This is a genomic window from Streptomyces sp. NPDC001787, assembly GCF_040297465.1.
In the GTDB taxonomy this organism is placed as follows: Bacteria; Actinomycetota; Actinomycetes; order Streptomycetales; family Streptomycetaceae; genus Streptomyces.
This window is the reverse complement of sequence record NZ_JBEOZE010000028.1, coordinates 34,770-50,826: the sequence shown is the minus strand read 5'-3', so window position 1 is coordinate 50,826 and position 16,057 is coordinate 34,770. Positions and strand designations below refer to the sequence as shown.

Below are 16,057 nucleotides of genomic sequence, written 5' to 3'. Positions count from 1 at the left end.
GTCGCGCGCCCTGGTGCATGATGTGGACGACCCGAGTTGATCAGGGTCTGGCCCTCTGACCTGCGCGGTGGTGGTGGATGTCGAGCAGCGCTCCTCGGCGCGGGCTGCGTGGCCGGCGTAGCGAGTGCGGGGCGCTGGATCAGGTGGTCGCCGACGCCGGGGCGGGCAGGAGCCAGGTGCTGGTGCTGCGCGGCGAGCCAGGGGTCGGCAAGTCCGCGTTGATGGAGTACCTGGTGGGGAGCGCGGCGGGATTCCGGATCCTGCGGGCCACCGGCGTCGAGTCCGAGATGGAGCTGGCCTTCGCCGGGTTGCACCAGCTGTGCATGCCGATGATGGGGCACCTCGACCGCCTTCCCGGCCCGCAGCGCGATGCCCTGGCCATCGCGTTCGGTCTGAGCGCGGGAAACGCGCCGGACCGATTCCTGGTCGGGCTGGCCGTGCTCAGCCTGCTGGCCCAGGAGGCGGAGGAGCGGCCGCTCGTCTGCGTCGTGGACGACGCCCAGTGGCTCGATCTGGTCTCCGCGCAGACACTGGCCTTCGTCGCGCGCCGGCTGCTCGCGGAGCGGGTGGCGTTGGTGTTCGCGGTGCGTGCGTCGACACCTGCCCCGGGCGATGACCCCTTGGCGGCGCTGAGGGAGCTGGTGGTCCGGGGACTGCGCGACGACGACGCCCGGGCGCTCTTGGACTCGGTGGTCCCCGGGCGGCTCGACGAGCACGTACGGGACCGGATCGTCGCCGAGACCCGCGGCAACCCGCTGGCGCTGCTGGAGCTGACGCGGGGGCTGACCGCGGCAGAGCTGGCCGGCGGGTTCGGGCGCCCCGACGCACGGCCGCTGGCGAGTCAGATCGAGCAGCGTTTCCTGCGGCGCATCGGCTCGCTCCCGGACGCGGCGCGACGGCTGCTGCTGGCGGCAGCCGCCGAGCCGGTGGGGGACGTGCCGTTGTTGAGGCGGGTGGCCGAGCGGCTCGACATCGGTGCGGACGCCGCAGGAGCGGCCGAGGCGGCGGGCCTGATCGAGTTCGGTGCGCGGGTGCGGTTCCGGCACCCGCTGGTGCGCTCGGCGGCGTATCGCGCGGCCGACCCCGGAGAACGCCGGGACGTGCACCGCGCGCTGGCCGAGGCGACCGCTCCCGAGTTCGACTCCGACCGCCGTGCCTGGCACCGGGCCCACGCGGCGGCCGAACCCGACGAGGCCGTGGCCGACGAGCTGGAGCGGTCAGCCGGCCGGGCCCAGGCCCGCGGCGGAATCGCGGCGGCGGCCGCGTTCCTGAGACGGGCGACCGAGCTGACGCCGGATCCGGCCAGACGTGGAGCCAGGGCGGCGGCCGCCGCGCAGGCCACCTTCGACGCCGGGGCCCCCGACGCGGCACTCGAACTCCTCGCCGCCGCGGAGATGAGCCCGTTGGGAGAGGTCCAGCACACGCGGCTGGCCCGGCTCCGCGCCCAGATCGTCTTCGCGCGCAGGCGCGGCGGTGAGGCCCTGCCCCTGCTGCTCGACGCGGCCGGCCGGCTGGAACGGATCGACGACGGGCAGGCCCGTGAGGCCTATCTCGAAGCGGTCGGAGCAGCGGTCTTCGCCGGTCGCCTCCACGGGCGCATCGGAGTGCGGGAGGTGGCCGAGGCCGCCCGCGCCGCACCGCGCGGACCACAGCCTCCGCGCCCGGCGGACGTACTGCTCGACGGCCTGACGACGCGGTTCGCCGACGGGTACGTCCATGGCGCCTCGCCGCTGAAGCCCGCGCTGCGGGCGTTCCGGCGGGCCGCCGGACGCGACGAGGACGACGCCATGCGCTGGCTCTGGCTGACGTGGCTGGTCGCCGGCGACATGTGGGACGACGAGGCCTGGCATGAACTGACCACGCATGCGGTCCGGGCGGCTCGCGCGACCGGCGCGCTCAACTTCCTTCCCCTGGCCCTCGCCTACCGGGCCGCCGTCCACGTACACGCCGGAGAGTTCGACCTTGCCTCGGCGCTGATCAACGAGTCCGACAACATCACGGAGGTGACGGGCAATTCGCCCCTCGGCTACCCCTCGCTGCTGCTCGTGGCCTGGCGTGGTGAGGCCCGGGCGGCGGAGCTGATCCAGGCCGGCGCCCGGGACGCTGCCGCCTGGGGGGAAGGCCGGGCGATCGGCCTGTCCCACCATCTGCTCGCGGTGCTGTACAACGGGCTCGGCCGGTACCAGGAGGCCCTGGTCAGCGCGGAACGGGCGGGGGAGTACGAGGATCTGGCGGTCGTCGGGTTCTCCCTCGTCGAACTCGTCGAGGCGGGTGCTCGCGGCGATGCCCCCGATGCCGCCGAGGCGGCCCTGCGCCGGCTCGTGGAACGGGCGGAGGCCAGCGGCACGGACTGGGCCCTGGGCGTTCTGGCCCGGTCCAGGGCGCTGCTCGGCGACGGCCGGACCGCCGACCTGCTCTACCGCGAGGCCATCGAGCGTCTCGAACGCAGCCGGGTCGCCGTCGACCTCGCCCGCACCCATCTGGTGTACGGCGAGTGGCTTCGTCGCGAGAACAGGCGCCTCGACGCGCGCGAGCACCTGCGCACCGCCTACGAGATGCTGCGCGGTTTCGGCGCACGGGCCTTCGCCGAGCGCGCCCGTCGCGAACTCCTGGCCACCGGCGAGTCGGTACGGCAACGCGCGGCCGACATCCGGGAGGCGCTGACCACGCAGGAAGCCCAGATCGCCCGACTGGCCGCCGAGGGCAGGACGAACTCGGAGATAGGTGCCGAGCTGTTCATCAGCCCGCGCACGGTGGAATGGCACCTGCACAAGGTGTTCACCAAGCTTGAGGTCAACTCGCGGAACAAGCTTCGCGGAGCGCTGGCCCGCGCCTGACGGCCGGGAGTTCTCCCGACGGCCCGGCCCGCGGTGGACAACCGGCCCTGTCCCAGGGCGTCTTCCCCTCCACACGGCATCTTCCATCCCTCCTGTCCCACCTCTCCTGGGCTCGATCCGGGGTCGTGCGGGTCCCGGGCGGTGCGGCGAGCGGGAGCGTGTACGGCACAGCCCCGCACCAGGATTGACCGGACAGCCGGGGGAGTTGTGACAGGGCGGCCGGAAGGGCGTTCGTTCCCGCACCGATGAGCAGCCCGTGGCCCGCGGAACGAGCCCCCGCCGAACCACTGTTGACCCTGGCGCGGCCCCGCATCCGTATGTATGGTGTGACAACGTGTCACAGTGAAGGTTCGTCAGTGACGGCGTGAGGTATGCCGTCGACGGGGCCGGCCGCGCTTGGGGCGGAGGCGGTCGGTGGGGCGGGGGATCGATACTTCCCGTTTCGGCCGAGAATTCCCGTTTCGTGAGATCCGCTCGCGGCATACGCGATTGCCGCGCCCCATGGGCAGGCACTTCCCTCTTCCTCGTCCGGTTCGCCCCAGTGGCACTACGCACGCGTTCTCGAATGTCATCCCTCTCCCAAGGAGAAAAGCGTCCATGAAAAAGATCGCTTCAGCCGTGGCTGCCGTGTGCCTGACCGCGACGGTCGGCGTGGCGGCTCCGCTCCTGTCCGCGGCGCCCGCCTCGGCGGCGTCCGGGTCGGTGAACGGCCCGAGCGGCACGGCTGCCTGTTCGCACGTCTGGCTCTACTCGCAGCAGAACTACGGCGGCACCCAGTTCTTCCACGACTGCAATCAGAAGGAGATCCAGGGGTACCCGACGTCCGTCAACTCTCTCATCTACAACGGTTCGGGGAAGCTCTGCGGAATCAGTAGGGACGGAAAGCAGAAGTACGCCTTCATGAACGGCTCCTACGGCTACATCGGGACGCCCTTCACGGACAGCAACCCGATGAGGGCGAGCGCCTGGAGCGGCATCAGGATCGGCGTCGATCCCACGGGGACCCCGCTCTTCCTTGAGTGCTAGGGGCTGTCCCGCCAGGAATTGCGGGACAGCCCTTAGGGGCGGTCGGCGATAAATTCGCACGGCCCGCCCAGGAATCCGAAACCGGTGCGGTCTCCTCGCTCCCGGCGGACAGGATCGCGAGCCCCTGTCCGCCGGGAGGAACTGTCCGTACCGGACCTTCCGCAGGACCCGGAGAGGAACCTCATGAAGCGTCTTTTTTCCGCTGTCGCCCTCGCCATTCTTCCGTTGTCCGGTCTGGCGGTCGCGGGAGTGGCTGCGGTGCCGGCCCAGGCGAATGAATCCGCCGCACTCGCCGACTACGCGTATCTCTACGCGCAGCAGAACTACGGTGGAGAGCAATGGGAGAAGTGGACGAAGTACAACAGCATTCTGAGCACCGGAACGCCGGTCAACTCCGTGATCAACCACACCGGCAAGGACCTGTGCGGCTTCAACGACCGCAACCATGGCATCAACTACCGCTTCTGGAAGGGCGGTGCCTGGTCCTACGTCGGAAGCCCGTTCAGCGGTTCGAGCCCCCTCATGTGGGTGAACTGGGCCAATGTGAACGGTTGCTGAGAAGACACGGCTGACGTAGCAGGGGTCGCAGACCTCGTTACGCCTCCGAAGGTGCCGTGAAAGCCACCTGGTTGCCTCGTGCTTCTGCTTGAGAGACGGCAGCCAGGTGGCTCTGCCCGGTTCGTGGGAGTGCCGGCAGGTTCTCCTGCGAAGGAAACGCGGGATCGTATTTCCGCATCCGTCATCCACATCAGTATGGTGGTTCTCTTGACTCGCGAACACCGAAACACATTTCCCGAGCGCACATCGAAGGAGCCCGCACGGGGTTCCAGAGGACGAGTGGTCGCGCTTTCGGTCACGTTGGCGCTGGGACTGTCCGCCGCCATGATTTCCGCCATGACGGCAAGCGGATCCTCCGAGAGGCCGGTATCGGGGGATCTGATGAAAGATACGCTGCGGTCCCTGCTTCCCGGGGGAAGCGTTTCCCAGGTATCCGGATCGGGTCTTTCGGAGTCACTCGCACCGTCCGCCGGCGCGGTTTTCGATGACGGGCGCGACAGATCGATCGTCGAGGTGACGGTGTCGCGCCTGCCTCGTTCCGCCCGGCGCGTCGCGGCCGAATGCCCCCTGCGCTCGTACAGCCCGTACGACCATTGTGTGAGAAAGAGTGTCGATGGTCAGCACACCCTGGTCGTCAACCAGGGTTACGCCGACCCGTTCGAGCCCAGTGGGGCCAAGCAATGGTCCGCGCGACTGCTGTCCCGGGACGGGGTGCTGGTGTCCGTCGTGCAGAGTGACGCATCAGCCGAAAAGGCGGACTCAACTCGTCGCCCCGCACTGCCATTGACGATCGATCAGCTCTCGGACATCGCCACGTCCAAGCAGTGGGAGCCCGTCAAGGCGGCAGTGCCGCAGGCGCCGTCTCCTCCCGAACCGCCCAGCACCGGAAGGATGGCCAAGCGGGAAATCCTCCGCAATCTGGAGAAGCTGATTCCGGGGAACCTCCGGATCTCGCATCAGGAGGGCAGCCGCACAGGCTATGCCGACGTCACGGTGGATGACGGACGGGGCGAGTCCCTGCTGGCCGTGAGCGTCCAGCAGTGGAAGCCCGGACGAAAGGAACTGCTGCCCTTGTTCAGCGAGGGGAAGAGCCTTCCGGGCGGTGGGAGGATCGTGACCCGCAGGGCCCCCCTGCGGAGCCACCCCGACATCGTGCAGTGGGATGTGGACGTCCTCTACGACGACGGACGCAGGGTGCTGGTCTCGGAGCTGAACAGTGCGTCCTTCGGGACCCCGGTCACACGCGCGGCCCCTGTCCTTCCCATGGAGCAGATCGAGTCGATCGCTCTCGCGACGGTGTGGCGCGGAAACTGACGTGTTCGCCCGATGCCGGCCGGACGACCGCCGGACGACCGCCGGACGACCGCCGGCCGGACGACGACCGCAGGCGCCCGGCACCCACACCCGTCCCGGGCTGAACCCTGCACGGCGAAGGGGCGGGGAGCCCGTTCGGCTCCCCGCCCCTCACACCCGGTCCGCGGCTGTCAGTCGATCGCCTTGATCAGCTCGCCGTCGGTGGTGTCACCGCTCAGTTCCCAGAAGAAGGTGCCGCCCAGGCCCTGCTGGTTCTTGTAGTCCATCTTCGAGGCGATGGTCGCCGGGGTGTCGTAGCTCCACCAGTTGGTTCCGCAGTGGGCGTACGCGGTTCCGGCTACGGTGCCCGTCGCCGGGCAGCTGCTCTTGAGGACCTTGTAGTCCTCGATGCCCGCCTCGTACGTGCCCGCCGCCGCTCCGGTGGCCGTACCGCCCGGCTCGGACTGGGTGACCCCGGTCCAGCCGCGGCCGTAGAAGCCGATCCCGAGCAGCAGCTTCTCGGACGGGATACCGAGGCCCTTGAGCTTGGAGATCGCGGCGTCGGTGTTGAAGCCCTCCTGCGGAATGCCGGTGTAGGAGGTCAGCGGGGAGTGCGGAGCCGTCGGACCCTTGGCCTCCCAGGCGCCGAAGAAGTCGTACGTCATCGGGTTGTACCAGTCGAGGTACTTCGCCGCTCCCGCGTAGTCCACCGCGTCGATCTTGCCGCCGTCCGAGCCGTCGGCGGTGATCGCGGAGGTGACCAGGTTGCCGGTGCCGAACTTGGCGCGCAGCGCGGACAGCAGGTTGCCATAGGCGTCACGGCCGCTGGTGTCGCAGGTCAGGCCGCAGGCGTTGGGGTACTCCCAGTCGATGTCGATGCCGTCGAAGACATCGGCCCAGCGGGGGTCCTCGACCAGGTTGTAGCAGGACTCGGCGAACGCGGCGGGGTTCTTCGCCGCGTCGCCGAAGCCGCCCGACCAGGTCCAGCCGCCGAACGACCAGAGGATCTTGAGGTCGGGGTGGAGCTTCTTCAGCTTGCGCAGCTGGTTGAAGTTGCCGCGCAGGTCCTGGTCCCAGGTGTCGGCGACACCGTCGACGGACTGGTCCGCGGTGTAGGCCTTCTCGTAGTCGGCGTAGGAGTCGCCGATCGCGCACCTGCCGCCGGTGACATTGCCGAAGGCGTAGTTGATGTGCGTGAGCTTGTCCGCGGAACCGGACGTCTCGATGTTCTTGACGTGGTAATTCCGGTCGTAGACGCCCCAGTTGGTGAAGTAGCCGACCACCTTGCCGCCGGCCGCCGTGGGGGCGGCCTCGGCGGCCGGGGCCGCCTGCTGCTGGAGGGCGGGGGCCGCGCCGGCCGATGACGTACCCGCGACGCCGAGAAGTGTGGCGCCGAGAGCGGCCGTACAGGCGGCTGCGGCGAGCGCCCGGAATCGGGCGCGGGGACGGTGCAGTCTGAACATCGTGGCTCCTCGTGGGGGAGGGCTTGAGCGTGGGGGGTGCCGGGTCGGACTCCGCGCAGCCGGTGCCGGTGCGCGGCCGATCAGGGTGAGACTTGGCATGAACGCGGTAAGGCGTTCGGTGGAACCGTAGAAGGACTAGACCAGTTGGGTCAATGGTTCGGACCAATTTCCATGACCGTCGGGCCCGTCGCGCACCCCGTGACGGGAGCGCTCCGATCGGGCATACTCAACGCGCCACAGCCGCTGGCCAGCGCCTCTCGTGATCCGAGAGGGCAGGATCGGTTGGGCAGTATCACTATTCCCGGGTGTGGCCCGGGGGATCACCCGGCGGCGCCGCCCACACCCCTGCGCGCGCGACCGTCGCAACGCCCGACAGGGAGGAGAGCGCCGTCATGACCGACCGTGCCCCGCAGCTGGTGGAACGCCACCTGCCCACCGAGGAGTCCCGGCAGCTCGTCGCGCTCGTCCGCGACATCGTGTCGAAGGAGATCGCTCCCCGGACCGCCGAGGAGGAGGAAGCGGGCACGTTCCCGCGCGGGGTATTCACCCTGCTCTCCGAATCCGGCCTGCTCGGACTGCCCTACGACTCCGCGTACGGCGGCGGCGACCAGCCCTACGAGGTCTACCTCCAGGTGCTGGAGGAGCTGGCCGCCGCCCGGCTCACCGTGGGCCTCGGTGTGAGCGTCCACTCGCTGGCCTGCCACGCGCTCGCCGGATACGGCACGCGGGAGCAGCGGACCGCGCACCTCCCGGCGATGCTCTCGGGCGGCCTGCTGGGCGCCTACTGCCTCTCCGAGCCCTCTTCGGGATCCGACGCCGCCTCGCTGCGCACGAAGGCGGTGCGGGACGGTGACGACTGGGTCATCACCGGCACCAAGGCCTGGATCACCCACGGCGGAATCGCCGACTTCTACACGGTGCTGGCCCGCACCGGCGTCGAGGGCCCGCGCGGCATCACCGCCTTCCTCGTCCCCGGCGACGCCGAGGGCCTGAACGCGGCCGTCCCGGAGAAGAAGATGGGCATGAAGGGCTCGCCCACCGCCCAGCTCAACTTCGACGGCGTACGGATCGGTGACGACCGCCGCATCGGCGAGGAGGGGCAGGGCTTCGCCATCGCGCTGTCCGCGCTCGACTCCGGGCGTCTGGGCATCGCGGCCTGTGCCATCGGTGTCGCCCAGGCGGCGCTGGACGAGGCCGTCGGATACGCCACCGGGCGGCGTCAGTTCGGCCGCCCCATCGCGGACTTCCAGGGACTGCGGTTCATGCTCGCCGACATGGCGACCCGGATCGAGGCGGGGCGCGCCCTGTATCTGGAGGCGGCGCGGCGGCGCGACGCGGGGGAGTCCTTCTCGCGGCAGGCGGCCATGGCCAAACTGTTCTGTACGGACACGGCCATGCGGGTGACCGTGGATGCCGTCCAGGTGCTCGGCGGCTACGGCTACACCCAGGACTTCCCCGTCGAGCGGCTGATGCGCGAGGCCAAGGTGCTCCAGATCGTCGAGGGCACCAACCAGATCCAGCGCATGGTCATCGCCCGCCACCTCGCGGGTCCCGAGACGCGCTGACCCGGAAGTCCGGGTCCCACCTTGCGGGCGTCGCCATGATCCGGTTCCACTCCTGGTCATGGCGGCCCGGCGGGGTCCGGCCGGTGCGCTCCCCCGGCGAGGCGGGCCCGGTGGACGGGTGGTTCGCCGGCGGGCGCTCCGCGGTCCGTGCCGCGTGTGCGGCCCGCTCGCCTTCGTGGAGCCCGAGGCCGTCGACCGCGGGCACCACGCCGGACGGTCCGTCGTGGTGCGGCGCGAGAAGAGGGTGCGACCCGGCGAAGAAGCGCCGCCGGGAGAACTAGCGCGACGCGCGGGGTGGGGCGCGACGCGCGGGCGGGGCGTCAGGCGGCGTGACGCCGCATCTGCGGTACCTGCAGCGGTCGCGAGCCGGGGCCACCGGCGTGCGAGAAGGGCTGCATCCGCCAGTCGAGCCCCTGAGGGAGCGTCAACAGCAGGGCCGTCTCCTGCTCCTGGGCCTCCAGCGACTCGTCGGCCGGCCGGGACTCCGCGGCGCCGCGTCCGGTACCGGCGCACACGGTGAGGACGAAGGGGTTCCACGGGGTCGGGCACAGCGCGTGCTCCGGGAGGGTGTCCTCATCGGCCAGGAGCGCGATCGGCTGCGCGCAGTCCGGGCAGATCACCCGGTACATCTCGAATGTGTCGTACGCGTCGGGCGCGCCGTCCTCGTCAGGATCGACGGGCTCCGGTTCGGTACGTCCGGTGAGCTTCAGGCTCTGCATGGAAATTCCCCCCTCGGGTGGGCCGACAAGGCGCCACGGCCTCGACCACAGCAAGCACTTCCCGTCGCGCGCGGGCCGTAACCGCGAGCCCGTCGGCTACCCACCCGTAAACCTGTGGTATTCGTCACATGCCGCCCGCAGGTGCCTCTCTTGAGCGCCCATGGGTGTGCCGGGAGGGACCTGGGGCAATAGGTTGATCCGCATGGAGGAGCTGGACCGTCAGATTGTGGAGTTGCTCGTCAAGGACGGGCGGATGAGCTACACCGACCTGGGCAAGGCCACGGGCCTGTCCACCTCGGCCGTTCATCAGCGCGTCCGCCGGCTGGAGCAGCGCGGGGTGATCCGCGGCTACGCCGCGGTCGTCGACCCCGAAGCCGTCGGACTGCCCCTCACCGCGTTCATCTCGGTGAAACCGTTCGACCCGAGCGCACCGGACGACATCGCGGAGCGGCTCGCCGGGGTGCCCGAGCTGGAGGCCTGCCACAGCGTGGCCGGGGACGAGAACTACATCCTCAAGGTGCGGGTGGCCACGCCGCTGGAGCTGGAGCACCTGCTCACCCGGATCCGTTCGCTGGCCGGGGTGTCCACCCGGACGACCGTCGTCCTGTCCACCCCGTACGAGGCGCGCCCGCCGCGCGTCTGAGGCGCCGGGGGCGCTTCCGGTGAGGGGGGCCGCGGCGCGAGCGGCTCCCGGCAGGCGCGAGACTGGTCCCATGACCGACAGCACCGCCCCCCAGAGCGCCCCCGAACACCGCACCGTGCTGCTGCGCGGTGGAGACGTCCACAGTCCCGCCGATCCGTTCGCCACCGCGATGGTCGTCGAGCGCGGGCATGTCGCCTGGGTGGGATCCGAAGGTGCCGCCGATGCCTTCGCCGGCGGCGTCGACGACGTGGTGGACCTCGAAGGGGCCCTGGTCACACCGGCCTTCACGGACGCCCATGTGCACACCACGGCCACCGGGCTGGCCCTGACGGGGCTGGACCTCTCCGGTGCCCGCACGCTCGCCGACGCCCTCGATCTCGTACGCGCGTTCGCGAACAGTCACCCCGCCGAACGGGTCCTGCTCGGACACGGCTGGGACGCCGCGCGCTGGCCCGAGCGGCGTCACCCCTCGCGGGCCGAACTGGACGCTGCCGCCGGTGGGCGGGCCCTCTATCTGCCCCGCATCGATGTGCACTCCGCGGTGGTCACGACGGCGCTGCTGGACCTCGTCCCGGGTGTCGCGGCGATGACCGGCTACCACCCCGACTCCCCGCTGACCGGCGCCGCCCACCACGCCGTACGGTCCGCCGCGCACGGCGCCCTCTCTCGGCGCCAGCGCGCGGACGCCCAGCGGGCCGCACTGCGCCACGCCGCCTCCCTCGGCATCGGCACCGTCCATGAGTGCGCCGGGCCCGACATCTCCGACGAGGAGGACCTCACCGGCCTCCTGGCGCTCGCCGCCGAGCAGCCCGGACCGCGGGTCTTCGGGCTCTGGGCGGAGCAGGTCACCGACGAGAAGAGCGCTCGCCGGATCCGTGAGCTCGGCGCGATCGGCGCGGCCGGGGACCTCTTCGTCGACGGTTCCCTCGGCTCGCACACCGCCTGTCTGCACGAGCCCTACGCGGACGCCCCGCACACGGGTACCGCACACCTGGACGCCGCGCAGATCGCCGCGCATGTGACCGCCTGCACCGAGGCGGGGCTCCAGGCCGGCTTCCACGCCATCGGCGACGCGGCGGTCTCCGCCGTCGTCGAAGGGGTCCGGGCCGCCGCCGAGACCCTCGGGCTCGCCCGGATCCGGGCCGCCCGCCACCGTGTCGAGCACGCGGAGATGCTGACCCCCGAAACCGTCGCCGCCTTCGCCGAACTGGGCCTCACCGCCTCCGTCCAGCCCGCCTTCGACGCGGCCTGGGGAGGTACGGAGGGCATGTACGCCCAGCGTCTGGGCGCGGAGCGGGCCGGGACGCTCAACCCCTACGCGGCCCTGCTGCGCGCCGGGGTGCCGCTCGCCTTCGGCTCGGACAGCCCGGTCACCCCGCTGGATCCCTGGGGGACGGTGCGGGCCGCCGCCTTCCATCGCACGCCGGAGCACCGGATCTCCGTGCGCGCCGGCTTCACGGCCCACACCCGTGGGGGCTGGCGGGCCATCGGCCGCGACGACGCCGGGCTCCTGGTGCCCGGGGCCCCGGCCGACTACGCGATCTGGCGTACCGACGACCTGCTGGTCCAGGCCCCCGACGACCGCGTCGCCCGCTGGTCGACCGACCCCCGGTCCGGCACGCCCGGCCTGCCCGATCTCACGCCCGGGGCCGAACTCCCGGTCTGTCTGCGCACCGTGGTGTTCGGACAAACTGTCTACGTACGGCCGAACGAGTGACGTGTGACTATTTCGTACCGCCGATCGAAGGGCGTACGCCCGCTGTCGCGACCTGCGGATCTTCGGCACTGACCAGGCAATTTGGGCAAAAGCCGCAGGTCGAGCGAGTGTTGACAGAACGCGCCCAGGGGCCGGTAGGTTCGGCCGGGTCCACCACAGGACGTCCGACCGGTTAAACCTCCACGCAGTCGTCGAACGCCGCTGGGTCATGGGGTGGTGTGCCGCACCGGCGCACCACCACTGACAGCCAGGTTCAGCGTCCGCGCCTCGGGGGCGAGGGAAGGTGCGAACCGGACGGAGGGTGCGACCCGGGTGGGGCCCGGACGTTCAGTAGACAACGGCTTTCGGTCGACCCGCAGCCAGCGGGTCCCAGGTCGGCCCGAAGGGCGCCGGGCCCCGATCCGCAGCACCGCCACGGCTGCGTCGGCTGTTCCGTCCGTGGGTTCTGTCCCCAGTTCCACGGGTCTGCCCCGACCTGCGGGGGCGGCTGTGCCACCGCGTCGGAATCCGAAGGCGATGCGCTCGATATGGTGTGCGTCTGCGTACGGACTTTAAGGGGCAGCAGTGAACGACGGCGGTCAGAGGCAGTACGGCCCGCTCGGCAAGGTCTTGGTGATCATCCCGACCTACAACGAGGTCGAGAACATCAAACCGATCGTCGACCGCGTGCGCGCCGCCGTGCCGGAGGCCGACATCCTGGTCGCCGACGACAACAGCCCCGACGGCACCGGAAAGGCCGCCGACGAGATCGCGGCCGAGGACGACAAGGTCCACGTCCTGCACCGCAAGGGCAAGGAAGGGCTCGGCGCGGCCTACCTGGCGGGCTTCGGCTGGGGCTCCGAGCACGGATACGGCGTGCTGGTCGAGATGGACGCCGACGGCTCCCACCAGCCCGAGGAACTGCCCCGGCTGCTCACCGCGCTCAAGGGGGCGGACCTGGTCCTCGGCTCCCGCTGGGTCCCGGGCGGACGCGTGGTGAACTGGCCCAAGAGCCGCGAAATGATCTCCCGGGGCGGCAGCCTCTACTCCCGCCTCGCCCTCGGACTCTCGGTCCGGGACGTCACCGGCGGCTACCGGGCCTTTCGCACCGAGACCCTCAAGGGCCTCGGTCTCGGCGAGGTCGCCTCGCAGGGTTACTGCTTCCAGGTGGACCTCGCCCGCCGTGCCGTCGAAGCGGGCTATCACGTCGTCGAGGTGCCGATCACCTTCGTGGACCGCGAGGTGGGCGACTCGAAGATGAGCCGCGACATTCTCGTCGAGGCACTCTGGCGGGTCACCGGCTGGGGCATCACCACCCGGACGAACAAGGTCCTGGGCCGCAAGTCCTCCTGAGGGCCGCCCCGCGGCCCGCCCGAGGTCACGCCGCGCCCCCGGCTCCATGATCACCCTCTTACGCCGTCCGCACGCCCGTACAGGCACACTGGGAGCATGACGACCGGCACACCGCCCCCGACCCGTCCCAAGCGCTCGCGCGCCCGCACGTTCCTGCCGCTCGGCATCGCCGCCTGGCTGGTGCTGGAGATCTGGCTGCTGACCGTGGTGGCCGGCGCGGCGGGCGGGCTCACCGTCCTGCTGCTCCTGGTCGCCGGTGCCTTCCTCGGGGCCGTGGTCATCAAGCGGGCCGGCCGCCGGGCCTTCCGCAATCTCACCGAGACCCTCCAGCAGATGCCGGGGCAGCCGGGCGCCCCGGCCGCCGGGCCCGCGGCTCCTCCGGGCACCAGGGGCAACGGCTTCCTGATGCTGGGCGGCCTGCTCCTGATGATCCCCGGCATGATCTCGGACGTGGCCGGGCTGCTCCTCCTGGTGCCGCCGGTCCGCACGATGCTCGGCCGGTACGCGGAGCGGTCCCTGGAACGCCGGATGCGGGCCGCCTCGCCCGGCAGCCTCTCGGACGCCTTTCAGCAGGCCCGTATGCACCGGCCGGACGGAAAGGTCGTTCAGGGAGAGGTCATCCGGGAGGACGGCACTCAGGCGCCCTCGGGGCCCGACGGCGACGCCTCCCGGGGCCCGCGCCCGCCCCTGACGCCGTAGCGCGTCCCGCCGTGGGGGTGTCACCGCGACACCCCCACCGTCCGGGCCGAGGCCGAAGCAGATGCAGGAGCACAGCGGAAAGCCGCGGGCCGTGACACAGGAACTGTGTCACGGCCCGCGGCTCTTCGATGCGGTGTTACGCGGTCAGGCAGATTTCCTGCTGTCCCGCGGATGCACGGCGATGTTCATGGCTCCGGAGCGCAGAACCGCCAGCCTCTCGGCCAGCACCTCCTCCAGCTCCTCGCGGGTGCGCCGCTCCATGAGCATGTCCCAGTGCGTACGCGCAGGCTTGCCCTTCTTCTCCTCGGGGCCATCCCCGTCCACCAGGAGTGCCTGGGCGCCGCACGCCTTGCACTCCCACTCCGGCGGAATTTCCGCCTCTACCGAGAACGGCATCTCAAATCGATGTCCGTTCTGGCATGCGTACTCCACCGCCTGGCGCGGGGCCAGATCGATGCCGCGGTCCGTCTCGTAGCTGGTAACCACGAGTCGCGTGCCGCGGAGAGCTCGCTCACTCATGAATCGTGCCTCCCGGGCTTGTCGCCCACAGGACAGGTGTCGCTGTCGTCGTCATCCGGTCAACGTCCGGTCGGCGGTAAAGATTCCCGTTGCCGGTCATGCGTCGCCCGTCGTGCCGCTGCTTTTCAGGGTTGAGTACCCACCATTGCCCGGTTTGTCACATCTGGCGGAAGGTGTCACTCAACGGTTTGGCTGTTTCCACTCGCAGTAACGGTCCTCCGGGCAGGCCAAAGGCGTACACTACCGGCCTTTCAGTTCAACGTCTAAATCCTCTCCGGAACAGGATTGCCTGCGGCAGCCACGGCCCGCCGTACCGGGACCCTCGCGAGCAGCACGGAACCGAGCACGAAGAACACGACCAACGAGATGATCGCCTCCCGATAACTGCCGGTCAGCTGGTACGCCACGCCGAAGACCAGTGGCCCCAGCCAGCTCAGACCGCGGTCGCTCATCTCGTACGCCGAGAAGTACTCGGCCTCCTTCCCGCGCGGCACCAGATGCGAGAACAGGGAACGGGACAGCGCCTGGCTCCCGCCCAGCACCAGGCCGATCGCCGCCGCGAGGGCGTAGAAGAAGAGCGGCGCGTCGGCGGGCAGGAAGTACGCGGCGACCAGGATCAGCGTCCAGACGACCAGCGAGGCCAGAATCGTGCGCTTCGCGCCGTGGATCCGGGCGAGCCGACCCATCCCCAGCGCCCCCGCCACCGCGAGCACCTGCACCAGCAGCACCGCCGTGATCAGGGTCGTCTGGTCCAGGTCCAGTTCCTCGGAGCCGTACACCGAGGCCTGCGAGATCACCGTCTGCACCCCGTCGTTGTAGATGAGGTACGCGAGCAGGAAGGACAGGGTGAGCGGATGGCGGCGCATGTCGCGCAGGGTGGCCATGAGCTGACGCCAGCCGGAGCCGACGGCCCCCTCGCCGTCCGGTGCCACCCGGCGGTCGCGCAGCCGGCGCAGCGGGATGATCGTGAAGGCGCCCCACCACACACCCGCCGAGGCGAGACAGATGCGTACCGCGTCGGACTCCGCGAGACCGAAGGATTCGTGGCCCGTGTAGAGGACCAGGTTCAGCACCAGGACCAGTGCGCCCGAGGTGTAGCCGAACGCCCAGCCGCGCGAGGAGACCGCGTCGCGCTCCTCCGGCTCGGCGATCTGCGGCAGATAGGAGTTGTAGAGCACCATCGACACCGAGATCGCCGCGTTCGCCACGATCAGCAGGAAGGCGCCCAGCAGATAGCGGTGACCGTCCAGGAAGAACATCCCGGTCGTCGCCGCGGCGCCGACGTAGGCGGCGGCCGCCAGCAGCGGTTTCTTGCGTCCCGTACGGTCCGCGGCGGCGCCCACGATCGGCATCAGCACCACGGCCACCACGACGGACGCCGAGACGGCGTACGCGAACAGCGACCCGGCGCGCACTGGTATGCCCAGCGGATGGACGAAACCGTCCGGGTCCGCGGCGGCCTTGGCTATAGACGTGAGATACGGGCCGAGGAAGACCGTGAGCACGCTCGTGGAGTACACGGAGCAGGCGAAGTCGTAGAAGTACCAGCCGCGTTGCTCACGCAGCCGGGCGGCAGCCGCCCCGGCGTCCGGCGGCGGCAGCTCCGCCGGATCGGTCTTCCCTGTGGTTCCGGTGCTCAACCCGCGCCCCCTCGATCGACCCCGTACGGACGTGGACGGGCCGGCG

13 protein-coding genes are annotated in these 16,057 nt (G+C 70.6%); 9 read left to right on the top strand and 4 right to left on the bottom strand.

What is annotated here, in order from left to right:
- Nucleotides 1-77 precede the first annotated feature (77 nt).
- From ABT170_RS30840 to ABT170_RS30825, 4 genes are all read left to right on the top strand, one after another.
- Entirely contained in the window at nt 78-2,837 is a 2,760-nt protein-coding gene (locus ABT170_RS30840; RefSeq protein WP_329941011.1) for a helix-turn-helix transcriptional regulator, read from the top strand.
- A 597-nt stretch (nt 2,838-3,434) separates the two neighbouring features.
- On the top strand, nt 3,435-3,863 hold the full coding sequence (locus ABT170_RS30835; RefSeq protein WP_351872811.1) for a hypothetical protein: 429 nt from the start codon (nt 3,435-3,437) through the stop codon (nt 3,861-3,863).
- 183 nt (nt 3,864-4,046) lie between these two features.
- Nucleotides 4,047-4,421 carry a hypothetical protein gene (locus ABT170_RS30830; RefSeq protein ID WP_351872808.1) on the top strand — a complete coding sequence of 125 codons (375 nt, stop codon included), beginning with the start codon at nt 4,047-4,049 and terminating at the stop codon, nt 4,419-4,421.
- 597 nt (nt 4,422-5,018) lie between these two features.
- Nucleotides 5,019-5,735 carry a hypothetical protein gene (locus ABT170_RS30825; RefSeq protein ID WP_351872805.1) on the top strand — a complete coding sequence of 239 codons (717 nt, stop codon included), beginning with the start codon at nt 5,019-5,021 and terminating at the stop codon, nt 5,733-5,735.
- A gap of 170 nt (nt 5,736-5,905) precedes the next feature.
- Here ABT170_RS30825 and ABT170_RS30820 read toward each other — a convergent pair whose 3' ends face one another.
- On the bottom strand, nt 5,906-7,177 hold the full coding sequence (locus ABT170_RS30820; RefSeq protein WP_329941015.1) for a glycoside hydrolase family 18 protein: 1,272 nt from the start codon (nt 7,175-7,177) through the stop codon (nt 5,906-5,908).
- A 392-nt stretch (nt 7,178-7,569) separates the two neighbouring features.
- On the opposite strand from ABT170_RS30820, the gene ABT170_RS30815 reads away from it, so the two are divergent.
- Nucleotides 7,570-8,742: an acyl-CoA dehydrogenase family protein gene (locus tag ABT170_RS30815; RefSeq protein WP_329941016.1), complete on the top strand. Its 1,173-nt coding sequence runs from the start codon at nt 7,570-7,572 to the stop codon at nt 8,740-8,742.
- 320 nt (nt 8,743-9,062) lie between these two features.
- Here ABT170_RS30815 and ABT170_RS30810 read toward each other — a convergent pair whose 3' ends face one another.
- Nucleotides 9,063-9,461 (bottom strand): hypothetical protein, encoded by a 399-nt coding sequence (locus ABT170_RS30810; RefSeq protein WP_329941017.1) that lies wholly within the window; start codon nt 9,459-9,461, stop codon nt 9,063-9,065.
- Between the two features lie 202 nt (nt 9,462-9,663).
- On the opposite strand from ABT170_RS30810, the gene ABT170_RS30805 reads away from it, so the two are divergent.
- The 4 genes from ABT170_RS30805 (at nt 9,664) to fxsA (ending at nt 13,852) form a co-directional block, all read left to right on the top strand.
- Nucleotides 9,664-10,104, top strand: a complete 441-nt coding sequence (locus ABT170_RS30805) for an Lrp/AsnC family transcriptional regulator (protein ID WP_018490165.1) — start codon at nt 9,664-9,666, stop codon at nt 10,102-10,104.
- 70 nt (nt 10,105-10,174) lie between these two features.
- Nucleotides 10,175-11,821, top strand: coding sequence for an amidohydrolase (locus ABT170_RS30800; protein ID WP_351872800.1), 1,647 nt, complete (start codon nt 10,175-10,177; stop codon nt 11,819-11,821).
- A gap of 564 nt (nt 11,822-12,385) precedes the next feature.
- Entirely contained in the window at nt 12,386-13,153 is a 768-nt protein-coding gene (locus tag ABT170_RS30795) for a polyprenol monophosphomannose synthase (RefSeq protein WP_329941019.1), read from the top strand.
- Nucleotides 13,154-13,249: 96 nt separating this feature from the next.
- On the top strand, nt 13,250-13,852 hold the full coding sequence (fxsA, locus tag ABT170_RS30790; RefSeq protein ID WP_329941020.1) for an FxsA family membrane protein: 603 nt from the start codon (nt 13,250-13,252) through the stop codon (nt 13,850-13,852).
- Nucleotides 13,853-13,996: 144 nt separating this feature from the next.
- Here fxsA and ABT170_RS30785 read toward each other — a convergent pair whose 3' ends face one another.
- Nucleotides 13,997-14,371: an RNA polymerase-binding protein RbpA gene (locus tag ABT170_RS30785; protein ID WP_003959706.1), complete on the bottom strand. Its 375-nt coding sequence runs from the start codon at nt 14,369-14,371 to the stop codon at nt 13,997-13,999.
- A gap of 263 nt (nt 14,372-14,634) precedes the next feature.
- Nucleotides 14,635-16,011, bottom strand: a complete 1,377-nt coding sequence (locus ABT170_RS30780) for an MFS transporter (protein WP_329941021.1) — start codon at nt 16,009-16,011, stop codon at nt 14,635-14,637.
- Between the last annotated feature and the right edge of the window lie 46 nt (nt 16,012-16,057).

Coding starts and splice junctions, on each gene's coding strand:
- ABT170_RS30840 (WP_329941011.1), top strand. CDS start 78: ATGTCGAGCAGCGCTCCTCGGCGCGGGCTGCGTGGCCGGCGTAGCGAG.
- ABT170_RS30835 (WP_351872811.1), top strand. CDS start 3,435: ATGAAAAAGATCGCTTCAGCCGTGGCTGCCGTGTGCCTGACCGCGACG.
- ABT170_RS30830 (WP_351872808.1), top strand. CDS start 4,047: ATGAAGCGTCTTTTTTCCGCTGTCGCCCTCGCCATTCTTCCGTTGTCC.
- ABT170_RS30820 (WP_329941015.1), bottom strand. CDS start 7,177: ATGTTCAGACTGCACCGTCCCCGCGCCCGATTCCGGGCGCTCGCCGCA.
- ABT170_RS30815 (WP_329941016.1), top strand. CDS start 7,570: ATGACCGACCGTGCCCCGCAGCTGGTGGAACGCCACCTGCCCACCGAG.
- ABT170_RS30810 (WP_329941017.1), bottom strand. CDS start 9,461: ATGCAGAGCCTGAAGCTCACCGGACGTACCGAACCGGAGCCCGTCGAT.
- ABT170_RS30805 (WP_018490165.1), top strand. CDS start 9,664: ATGGAGGAGCTGGACCGTCAGATTGTGGAGTTGCTCGTCAAGGACGGG.
- ABT170_RS30800 (WP_351872800.1), top strand. CDS start 10,175: ATGACCGACAGCACCGCCCCCCAGAGCGCCCCCGAACACCGCACCGTG.
- fxsA (WP_329941020.1), top strand. CDS start 13,250: ATGACGACCGGCACACCGCCCCCGACCCGTCCCAAGCGCTCGCGCGCC.
- ABT170_RS30785 (WP_003959706.1), bottom strand. CDS start 14,371: ATGAGTGAGCGAGCTCTCCGCGGCACGCGACTCGTGGTTACCAGCTAC.